Below are 9711 nucleotides of genomic sequence, written 5' to 3'. Positions count from 1 at the left end.
TCAGCTCTCCGATCTGCACGTCCATTGCAGCACGCAGATGCGGATCTTCGACCTCTCGTGCAAGAGCCTCCATGTTCTCGATGGAGTTCACAATGTCCTTGGTCTGCTGTTCGTAATTCTCGAAACCGGCCTGACCCAGAGCGGATTGCATATACTGAACATAGCGATCACCGGGCGACTGATAGTCGTCGGAATCCTGAAAACCTTTGTCGCCGGACAGATCCGCAAGGGACGAATAGTAGGGGTGATACAGGTCGTATTCCTGAGCATCGTTCATGTGCTGAGAAACCAAAGCCTGCATATCGTTCAGATCAACCGGCTCCCCCGACCGCTCCGCAGCCTCCAATTCGATTTTCAGTTCTTCGACCAGATCTTGTTGCGCCGCATGTTCGTCAACACGGCGGTTGGCCTGGTCCTCGATGTCGAAGCTCTTTGAAGCGATGGCGGCACGATCATAGCCCATCGCCTGCTGCTGTTGGCGAGGAGTGCCACGGCTACAAAGTTGATATCACGGCAGACACCTGGATGGATGTTGTGGTGGCCACACTCAAAGCCGGGTTGGGAACCGCGATAGGTTATCAGTCAAGAATTGACGGTGCGATTAACACAAATCCTCCGGCGGACAAGGTTGTGGACGCATCGGCTTTATTTCTGGTTGTGGACGAAGGCAAAGTCCTATCGAACGAGGACATGCAGTTGCGCCTAGAGGAGATTGGCTTGCGGTATAAACCGCCACAGTGACCGGTTGTGATGGTGTAGACACACCAGCTGGCCTCGGTGTGCCATTGCAGGTTTGCAAACAACCTGAATGGAGGCTTTGCTGTTTCTAACGTTTTGCCTGCTGCTTATATCGGCATTGAGCGCCCTGACGCTTGCGCAGTCACGTATGATCTATGCCCCTGACACTAAAAACCTGAGCCACGTATCCCAAGGCGTCGGGCGGCAGGTGATGTGCCTCTGGCTCAGCAATTTCGGCGCTGTGACAGCGGGATGTTCTGGATCACCGCGGCACCTATCTTGATCGCAGCGGCCAACATAGTCGGCATCCTTCTGGGAGGCGTGCTGACTGGCAGGATAGGCGGGCGGCCTGTTCTGACATGCCTTGTTGTTCTGTCGACCGCTGCACTGCTGACAATGGCAATTGCGCTCCAATCAGTGAGGACTCTGATCGGGTTGGCGATCATCGGGTTCACCTATGGCGGAACCATTGCAACCTATCCAGCCTATATCTCCCAGCGCTTTGGCGCGGCTAAGGGTACGATTGCCTATGGGCGCATCTTCACCACATGGGCCGCCGCCGGGCTTCTTGACCCTTCCGTTGCCGGATTGCTGATTGATCGTTATCACAACTACCAACTGGCCCTGACACTGTCTGCATTTGCTGCGGCGATTTCGTTTGTCCTGTTCCTGACGACTGCCCCAAAAGCCTCCGAGCGATCCCACTGAGACTTGCGCATATAACCATTTGGCCGCCCCAACCACTTTCCGTTGCCGTTGCATGAGCCTCTCTGCTACTGAGGGCCTGTTTTGGCACCGACATGACGCACGGCTGCGATGTTAGCAATCCGGCTTTGGGTTAATCGTTTTGGTCCACACTTTGCGGATTGTATTAGGCGGGATCGGCCGCGGCCGAACGATAAATGGCATTTGGATGAGGTTGTGCTCACGATCTGCGGTGAAAAACACTGGCTTTGGCGCGCTTGAGAGTGGCGGTGAGATAGTCTTCCTCGGTAGCGGCGGGATGATCCGCGTTCTGGTGCCAGAGCTTCGTCAAACTGGACTTTGTTCCCAAATCCGTCGTGACCGATGTGCTATGCTTACTCCACATCCGGTACTTGTCATTTTTGTAAGTTACCGGTCCAATTCTCGTCATGGTTCATATTTAGACAGTGCAAGAAGAGGCAAAATAGATCTGATATTGCAATACGATTTTCTGGGCATTGGAATGACAAGTACAGACACCTCCGATATAGGTGAAATTAATTTCGATCATAGCCTGAGCGGAAACACACTATTACGCGGGATCTGTCGGAAATTCTCTTTAAGAAACGCCTCATATGCGCATATCGACAAAAACAACAAGGTTGTGTATGGATTTACAACTTACCCGAAGAAGTGGGTTGACTATTATATAGGGCACAACCTCGCGGAACTTGATCCTATCGTCAAACTGGGCGCAAAAACGATCGCGCCAACAGACTGGTCTGTGTATTCAGACGAACCCGAATATCAAGGTCTTTTCAAAGCCGCTGCTCTGTTAAACATTGGAACGTCTGGCTTTTCTATTCCCGTAATAGACGTTTTCGGGATCAGAGGTCAGCTTTCTGTAACCGCCGACCATAGAGCTGGAGAATGGCCAAGGTTTGTAGAGAGTATACTTCCAAATCTCCGCCAGAAAGCCCAAGTCATACATTTGTTAACGTTGGATGCTATCGACACTCGCTTGATACTACCCATCGATCCCCTTTCAGAAAATGAAATGAAAGTTCTCAGAATGTTGGCCAAGGGTTTCTCGCCCAAAGGTATCAGCACATTTTTTGACGTATCTCTTGGTACAATCAGGGTGTTGCGCGATTCGATTTTAACGAAATTAATGGCTGACAGTATCGAACAAGCTACAGGACGTGCTGTCGCTCTTGGTGTGCTGGAATGGTCCGAATACTTTGCAGAACCAGTCTTGGAGATTGTTGATACGGTCAGCCAGATGTCGCTGGGTGGCATTGTTCGTTGGAGGGGGGCGGTTCACGGAGCATTGTCAATTAGCGATGGACGTCAAATACGAAATCTGAATGGCTTCAAACCGATTACGATAGAGACGTTGGCAGAGAATTTCAGCATCTCAGCGACGAAACTAATAAGCGCTTTGGGAATCAGTGAGGATCAAGAAATCTCTGCTCGTCATCTGTGAGCCGGCGGCTTACTGCAACACTACTCCAACAAGGTGATTCGACATACTACCAATACGGATGTGTCGCAAACTTTTGGATTGGCCAAAGTAACGATTTACTGGACGCACTCATCCTGCGATCTCGGCAAATTGCCGAAAGCCAGATCTCGTAGTGCTGGAGAATTGCCTCTTTCTGATCATGTTAGCGACCTCAATACCGTCCAGAGTAGCCGAAGCGGATCTAAACGATTTAAACCTGCACGTGTGCCGCACGCGACGCTTGATAAACCGGTGATCCTGCTCGATCAGGTTATTAAAATTCTTGGACCTGACCGTTTGGATTTTGGCTGGGCAACCAAACCGATTAAGGATTTTGTTTACCTCTCGAATGCCCGCCGCGTTCGCTCCACTTTTGTCGATGACGATCCTACTCGGGATTCCATTTGTCGATAGCGCTTTGGCAAAGAACCTGGCGGCCGCTGGACGTTTCCTACGCTCAGACAACATGAAATCACGGGTCTTACCGTGTTTGTCGACAGCTCGGTACAAGTAGACCCATTCGCCTTTGACGCGCACGTAGGTTTCGTCCATTCGCCAGGATCGATCGCAGCAACGCTTCTTCGATTGCGCGCTCGCGGCGATCATCGGTGAATACTTCACAACCCACCTGTTAAGTGTAGCGTGGTCCACCTGCACGCCGCGTTCGGCCATAATCTCTTCCAAATCACGATAGGGCACCGTGTACCGCAGATAGAAGTACACAGCGTACAAAACTGAGTCCTTGGGAAAATGACAGCCCTTCAATGAGATCATGCTCAAACAACCTGTTCGAAAACTATTCTATGAGTACAAACCTCAGATTACGCAGGCTCGTCAAATAAACCCCAGAGTTTGCGACACATCCGGAGATAGTGCTAATCATTTGCTCGTTTTTGTTACTCAGGCAACAAGTACGTAAGCCAGCATTTCCTTCAATAAAGACCTTAGATTGCGGCAAATCCTGTCAAAGTGCTGCGAGCGTGTGTTCAAGACCCTTTTCAATATGATCCTTTAGGACCTGAACCGCGCGTTCGTCATCCCGGTCTAACGCTGCCTGAAACATAAGTCTGTGCTCTTCGACGGCTTCCTCCCCGCGGCAAGTCAGGACAAGCATTTGATATCGCAAGTATTTGTCAAAAATCACCGCATGAAGTGATAACAAATTTTGTGATCCACACGCCTGAATCAGGGCTTTGTGAAATTTCCAATCGTATCGTTTCCAATTTTCTCTTTGGCTGTCGTCCCCACTTAACATCAATTGCTCCATTCGGTGCAATTTGTGATGTGCAGCGACAAGATTACCCTCCCAATCTGTGTCGCCAAGTTCAATCGACTTCCTAAGAGCGTGGCATTCTAGTAGCACTCGAAGATTCGAGATTTCGATGAGATCTTTGTCAGAAACAGGTGTCACAAAGAATCCGCGCTGGTCCTGAGCTTCAACAAAACCCTCGCTAGCCAAGCGGTTTAAAGTTTCGCGCAATGTCGATGTACTAGCTGAGTAAGGCTGACGGAGACCTTCTAGGTCATGTTGACAAATGGCGGATCCAGAGGCGGATCGAAGTGATATCTACGAAGCCGAGGAAGCTTTCGGCTGTTTTATCATAGCGGGTTGCCACGCGCCGAGCATTCTTCAGTTTGTTGAAGCATCTCTCGACCAGGCTTCTCAGCCGGTAGAGATGCCAATCCAACCCAAGGCGCCTCTTTCGAGACTTTCGCATTGGGATCACCGGTCGAATGTTTCGGTTGTGCAGTTCGGCGCGAATACGGTCGGCATCGTAACCTTTGTCGGCTAGCAGCACGACTGGCTCTGGCAGGTCGTCGTCCATGACCCGATCAAATCCAAGATAGTCCGATGTCTGGCCGGGTGTGATGTCAGTTCTCATAGGCAGCCCAGCGGCATTTAGGGCATTGTAGACCCTAAACTGTTGATACGGGGCGTGCTGCGAAGTTTTGGGGAAGATGGGGTGGGAGCGTTGAGCCCATTGCCGACATTGCTGGCTGCGGCGGTCGCATTCGGCAAGTCGCTCTCAAAGCGCACATTTATGTAGAGTGCCAAATGTCGGGAACGCGTTTCAAACTTTTTTGTATCGTGATTGCCGAAGGTCAATTTGTCGATTTTGAATGCCCGAAACCTTGCAACTTTTTAAGTTTACTGAAAAGTCAGTTAAAGCCCCCAGCGCTCTGATAACCGCTTGATTGTTGAATAACGAGGCGGGGGTCTAATGCTGAGTCTAGTGATATCCGGGCTGGCAAGTGTCATCTTCGAAATCGGGCATCTGTGGTTCGCGTTCTTCTTTGATGCAGAGAACGCGTTTTTTGCTTCGGTTGGCCACGCCCAATATTTCACCTTCGCCACCGTTACAGCACTGAAGTTCATAGATAAAGCCAGCAGGTGCTCACGAAAGCCAGGCATGCCAGTTTCGAAGTCTACGCAATGTTTGAGGTGCGGTGCTGCGCAAAGATCGAAAATCCTCCCGAGCCTAGATGACCCACTGGTCGACCAGCTGTTCCGCCGCGCTCAGGTGGTCCGAAAGGGCGGAGCTGCGCTTCACGCCACCACTCCAACAACCACGGCGATTGGATAACTTATGTCAAAGCCCAAAGGCAACGTGGTCTCTGTGATATCCAGATTCGGTGAAAAGGTCGGCCTGATTCAGAAATACACCATCACAATTCCACCCGCAAACGATCTGAACCGTCCGGCCCCCCGGAAACCGAATATGGGTCAGACAAACCAATCCAAGGCAAAAAAGGAGCCAATCATGTCATTAGACATTTCGAAACTCGGTGAAATCAAAGGACTGTTGGGGGCCTGTCTCGTCGACAGCGATACGGGCCTCATACTCGGCACGGAGGGCGGCTCCAAGATCGATCTCGAAACAGCCGGTGCGGCTAACGTTGAAGTGGTTCGCGCAAAACTGCAGGCTATCGAAGCTCTGAAGCTCAACGACTCTATCGAAGATATTCTAATCACGCTGGGCAAGCAGTTTCATCTTGTCCGTCCGTTGGAAAAAAACTCCAATATTTTTGTGTATGTCGCATTGGATAAGAAGTCGGCCAACCTGGGCTTGGCACGGTTGCAAGTCAAAGCGGTCGAGGAAACACTGAGCCTCTGATCCGCAGCCATTTGCCAAATGGACTCGGCCATCTTGATGTGGCTGGGTCTATTCTACGTTTGGTTCAGTCACTTTCTTGGAACAGGTACTGGCTAATTTGGAGGGGCACAGAGTGAAAATACTCATTGCAGAGGACGACAAAAAGACCGCTGATTTTGTTAATTCGGGCCTGCGAGCCAACGGCTTCAGTGTGGAGTGGTATGAAGATGGTCGGGATGCCCTTTCCTATTGCTTGTACAATGACTGTGACGCCATCATCCTTGATCGAATGTTGCCGGGAATGGACGGTCTTTCCGTTCTGAAAGCCCTGCGAGCGGCTAAAAGACAGACCCCTGTTCTGTTCCTCACATCGATCGGAGATGTTCAGGATAGAGTTGAGGGGCTGACTGAGGGGGCCGATGACTATCTTGTAAAGCCCTTTCACTTCTCCGAACTTCTTGCGCGCTTGTATAGCATTATCAAGCGCCACTCTGCCGGAGTTACAACGACTGAACTTCACGTTCACGATCTTTCAATGAATTTGCTCAGCAGGGTCGTCAAACGACAAAATCAGACAATAGAATTACTGCCGCGTGAGTTCTCGCTTCTTGAAGTTCTAATGCGAAACTCAGGACGGATCGTGACCCGCACCATGCTTCTGGAACAAGTCTGGGACTACAATTTCGACCCGAATTCGACCGTGATCGAGACCTATATCAGCCGGCTGAGATCAAAGATTGACAAGCCTTTTGATACGCCTCTTCTGCATACGTCTCGAAATGTTGGATACAGTCTTCATGGACCGCGCTAGCATTTTCTCAGGTGCCCCGTTCCGGACAGCTTGTTACGCTGCGCTGGTGGTCTGGATCATCACTGCCGTTTTCGGGTACGCGGCTTATCTGGCGCTAGAAGATAGGCTTCGCCTTAACCTCGAACAACAAATCCTTGAAGAAGAACTTCTGCTTCACGAGATACTGTTGGACGGTGGCGCAGACGCAGTTCAGCGGGCGATTGAGCATCTGAACAGTCCCAATCGATCAGGGCTTCACATGATCGCGCTGTTTGACAAACACAATTCGGCACTCGCCGGATCTGTCGCGAAAGTACCCGATACAAATGGCTGGCATGAGGTGGATCCGGATTTCGTGGCGATCGGTGGGTCTGCTCCTGTCTACCTGCTTCACGCCTCCGACTATCTTGGTTATCGCACGGTGGTCGCCCGCAGCCTGACATCACTCAATCAAGCTTTGACGACGCTTTGGGAAGGATTGTTGTTATTGACGCTCGCGACAACAGCCACCGTATTGGGGCTGGGATACTACGTCAGTTCGCAAAGCTATCGCAAACTCCAGCGGATTGAGCGAACCCTCGATCTTGTCTCAAAAGGGGACACAGACATTCGCCTGCCCATTTCAGAAGCAAACGATCAGATTGATCGGGTTTCCCGTCTGATAAACCGGCACCTCGATCGGCTGTCGAACCTGCTCATCAGCACGCAAACAACCGCCGTCACAATTGCCCATGACCTGAAGACGCCATTATCCCATGGGTTTTTGGCGTTGCAGCAGGTCTACAGCGAAGTCGAGTATGGCGGCGACCCGCGTCCAACGCTTTACGAACTGGAAAGCGAACTGAAACGTCTCAGCGCTGTCTTCGACACGATCCTGAGAATTTCTCGTATTGAGACTGGCGGGTACAAGGACCACTTTGCGACAGTGAACCTGAGCGCAATCGTCGAAGACATTGTCGAAACCTTCTATCCAGTTGCGATAGACGAGGATAAACACATCTCGGCAGAGTATAACGCCGATACGGTATTGATCCGAGGCGATGAAAACATGTTGAAGCAGTTGCTCGTCAATCTTGTAAATAACTCACTCCGGTATTGCCCATCAGGCTCTTGGATCAAGATTTCACTGATGGCCAAATTCGATTGTGTCGAGCTTGTCGTGGAAGACAATGGACCGGGCGTTCCCCCGTCTCAAATCAGCAAGATCTTTGACGCATTCTTCAGGGCAGACGGCACCAGAAACGAAGCGGGAAACGGGCTTGGCTTATCCCTCGTAAAGGCTGTTGCAGTACGGCATGGGGCAATAGTCGTCGCGGAGGACAATGAACCGGGTTTGAGGGTTTGCGTGAGTTTTGGAACAACCCCCGCAACCGGTTGAGTACACCAAGGAAAAACACTCCACACCTCCCTTTGGGTCCATCCGCTTGCAGGATCACTCAAACCCAAAGATCCAAATCCAGAAAACGAGGAAATACAAAGATGAATAAAGCCATAATCTTGATAGCAATTATGTCTGCATCCGCGGCCACTGCCGAAGAAACTGAATTCAGATGCACATCGGATGTATCCGGAGAGGAGCTTCAGGTGTTTCAGAACGAAGACCTCTCGGAAGCGCGCATGATTGTTCAGGGATCAGAAGGCCAGGCCTCAGTTGCACATGGCCTTGACGGGGTGACTTTCATCCACATCAAACCCGACGAAGTCTGGACATTGGCCCTCCATTTTCCAACCATGACCTATGAATTATCCATTCACGGAGCGACTGCTACCGAAGATCACGGACACTGTGAAAAAGGTTAGTTGCAACCTCGCCTTGCTCACGGATTGAGAGATAGACAGGTTGAAATATTTCTAAAATGTAAACTCGATGAAAGTTCTGTGAGAGTTCTATCACTCACATTGGATACATCGTTCGAGTTAGTTCAATACACTTAGTACACTTGGTCAAGGAAGCTTTCGCACCCCCTCCGAAAGGGTGTCACCGGCACCGTGGAGACGCGGGCCACTCACTCGTAAGCAAGCTTTCCTCGGCCAAGGCAGCGCCCCCCTTACAACACCCAAATCCTCTAAATGGGGGGCGCTGCGATTTCACCAGAATATGTCCGTTGCCGTATAGGAAGCTCAGACACAGAAGGCTCTCGACCCATTCATTGTATTTGGTTGTTGCGCAACGTATCGCTGGTTGGTGCTTCAACCCGTTACCACTGATCCCAAAATCGTCGAGTGAACATCACAAACAATGAAAGCAATTCCAGACGCCCTGCGATCATACCAAATATCATGATCCACTTGGCGGCTTGACTAAAGTGTTCGAGTGAGCCTGAGCTTTCCACCTTTGGGCCAAAAGCAGGACCAATATTAGCTACAGCAGTCCAGGCCGAAGTGAAGGAGGTCTCGATTGTGTCCGTCGTCAGAGATTTCGGAAAGCTTGGGCTGTTTCGTAACGGAGGCTCTGGTTCGATTTCTGTTTCAGTTTATGCGGCAGCGGATTGGTGCTGCAAGCGGCGTTTTCGGAATGTCTGTTTCTTGATCTCCTCTCTCATCTTCAGGATCTTCGCGCCGCGACCGTGATAAACATCGGCGGGCGTCAGGTTGCCGATGCTCTCGTGGTATCGGTGGTTGTTGTAGTGGTCGACGAATGCGGTGATCTGCCGTTCCAAGTCACCGGGCAGGAAGTAGTTTTCCAACAGAACCCGGTTCTTCATGGTCTGATGCCAACGCTCGATCTTGCCCTGGGTTTGCGGATGGTGTGGCGCACCACGAACGTGATCCATACCTTTGTCCCCAAGGTAATCTGCCAAATCGGCCGTGACCTGCTCCCCGAGGCTCCCTCATTCATAACGAGAGTCTGCGGGTCTTGTTTTCATATTCTTCGTCGTCAGTTTGGGCAAGCGCGTCGG

At 50.9% G+C, this 9711-nt stretch carries 10 protein-coding genes and 3 pseudogenes; 7 read left to right on the top strand and 6 right to left on the bottom strand.

The features are described from left to right. Positions 1-463 (bottom strand): annotated as a pseudogene (locus tag ACR0C9_RS21770) (hypothetical protein); the annotation flags it as partial. A gap of 527 nt (positions 464-990) precedes the next feature. Between ACR0C9_RS21770 and ACR0C9_RS21765 the strand changes: the two are divergent. From ACR0C9_RS21765 to ACR0C9_RS21755, 3 genes and pseudogenes are all read left to right on the top strand, one after another. Next, the gene (locus ACR0C9_RS21765) at positions 991-1446 is read left to right on the top strand and encodes an MFS transporter (RefSeq protein WP_480782048.1); all 456 of its coding nucleotides are present in this window, start codon (positions 991-993) and stop codon (positions 1444-1446) included. Between the two features lie 114 nt (positions 1447-1560). Beyond that, positions 1561-1701, top strand: a pseudogene (locus tag ACR0C9_RS21760) (IS6 family transposase); the annotation flags it as partial. Then, on the top strand, positions 1652-2908 hold the full coding sequence (locus tag ACR0C9_RS21755; protein ID WP_480782047.1) for a helix-turn-helix transcriptional regulator: 1257 nt from the start codon (positions 1652-1654) through the stop codon (positions 2906-2908). The pseudogene ACR0C9_RS21760 and the gene ACR0C9_RS21755, both read left to right, overlap by 50 nt. A 108-nt stretch (positions 2909-3016) precedes the next feature. On the opposite strand, the gene ACR0C9_RS21750 is transcribed toward ACR0C9_RS21755, so the two are convergent. The 3 genes from ACR0C9_RS21750 to ACR0C9_RS21740 all read right to left on the bottom strand — a co-directional run bounded on the left by ACR0C9_RS21750 (position 3017) and on the right by ACR0C9_RS21740 (position 4887). After that, positions 3017-3700: an IS6 family transposase gene (locus ACR0C9_RS21750; RefSeq protein ID WP_480782046.1), complete on the bottom strand. Its 684-nt coding sequence runs from the start codon at positions 3698-3700 to the stop codon at positions 3017-3019. Positions 3701-3890: 190 nt separating this feature from the next. Then, on the bottom strand, positions 3891-4463 hold the full coding sequence (locus tag ACR0C9_RS21745; protein WP_480782051.1) for a GntR family transcriptional regulator: 573 nt from the start codon (positions 4461-4463) through the stop codon (positions 3891-3893). Continuing rightward, positions 4450-4887 carry an IS5 family transposase gene (locus ACR0C9_RS21740; RefSeq protein ID WP_480782050.1) on the bottom strand — a complete coding sequence of 146 codons (438 nt, stop codon included), beginning with the start codon at positions 4885-4887 and terminating at the stop codon, positions 4450-4452. Before ACR0C9_RS21740 ends, ACR0C9_RS21745 begins: the two co-directional genes overlap by 14 nt. 627 nt (positions 4888-5514) lie before the next feature. Here ACR0C9_RS21740 and ACR0C9_RS21735 point away from each other — a divergent pair. The 4 genes from ACR0C9_RS21735 to ACR0C9_RS21720 all read left to right on the top strand — a co-directional run bounded on the left by ACR0C9_RS21735 (position 5515) and on the right by ACR0C9_RS21720 (position 8611). Continuing rightward, complete coding sequence (locus ACR0C9_RS21735) at positions 5515-6042, top strand: roadblock/LC7 domain-containing protein (RefSeq protein WP_480782045.1); 528 nt, start codon at positions 5515-5517, stop codon at positions 6040-6042. Between the two features lie 112 nt (positions 6043-6154). Then, positions 6155-6832, top strand: coding sequence for a response regulator transcription factor (locus ACR0C9_RS21730; RefSeq protein WP_170456851.1), 678 nt, complete (start codon positions 6155-6157; stop codon positions 6830-6832). Beyond that, the gene (locus ACR0C9_RS21725; RefSeq protein ID WP_170456849.1) at positions 6801-8189 is read left to right on the top strand and encodes a sensor histidine kinase; all 1389 of its coding nucleotides are present in this window, start codon (positions 6801-6803) and stop codon (positions 8187-8189) included. The genes ACR0C9_RS21730 and ACR0C9_RS21725 overlap by 32 nt, the downstream gene beginning before the upstream one ends. A 101-nt stretch (positions 8190-8290) precedes the next feature. Beyond that, positions 8291-8611 (top strand): hypothetical protein, encoded by a 321-nt coding sequence (locus tag ACR0C9_RS21720; RefSeq protein WP_480782044.1) that lies wholly within the window; start codon positions 8291-8293, stop codon positions 8609-8611. Positions 8612-9009: 398 nt separating this feature from the next. On the opposite strand, the gene ACR0C9_RS21715 is transcribed toward ACR0C9_RS21720, so the two are convergent. Together ACR0C9_RS21715 and ACR0C9_RS21710 are read right to left on the bottom strand one after the other, a co-directional pair. Continuing rightward, on the bottom strand, positions 9010-9210 hold the full coding sequence (locus ACR0C9_RS21715; protein WP_480782049.1) for a potassium transporter TrkG: 201 nt from the start codon (positions 9208-9210) through the stop codon (positions 9010-9012). A 75-nt stretch (positions 9211-9285) separates the two neighbouring features. After that, positions 9286-9624 (bottom strand): annotated as a pseudogene (locus tag ACR0C9_RS21710) (integrase core domain-containing protein); the annotation flags it as partial. Between the last annotated feature and the right edge of the window lie 87 nt (positions 9625-9711).

Source organism: Ruegeria sp. C12 (assembly GCF_056537745.1).
Note: the sequence above shows the minus strand (reverse complement) of the source record. Positions and strands in the feature narration are given on the sequence as shown.

Excerpts from the sequence above, each read along its gene's own strand:
- ACR0C9_RS21765 (WP_480782048.1), top strand. The coding sequence starts at position 991 with ATGTTCTGGATCACCGCGGCACCTATCTTGATCGCAGCGGCCAACATA.
- ACR0C9_RS21755 (WP_480782047.1), top strand. The coding sequence starts at position 1,652 with ATGAGGTTGTGCTCACGATCTGCGGTGAAAAACACTGGCTTTGGCGCG.
- ACR0C9_RS21750 (WP_480782046.1), bottom strand. The coding sequence starts at position 3,700 with ATGATCTCATTGAAGGGCTGTCATTTTCCCAAGGACTCAGTTTTGTAC.
- ACR0C9_RS21735 (WP_480782045.1), top strand. The coding sequence starts at position 5,515 with ATGTCAAAGCCCAAAGGCAACGTGGTCTCTGTGATATCCAGATTCGGT.
- ACR0C9_RS21725 (WP_170456849.1), top strand. The coding sequence starts at position 6,801 with ATGTTGGATACAGTCTTCATGGACCGCGCTAGCATTTTCTCAGGTGCC.
- ACR0C9_RS21720 (WP_480782044.1), top strand. The coding sequence starts at position 8,291 with ATGAATAAAGCCATAATCTTGATAGCAATTATGTCTGCATCCGCGGCC.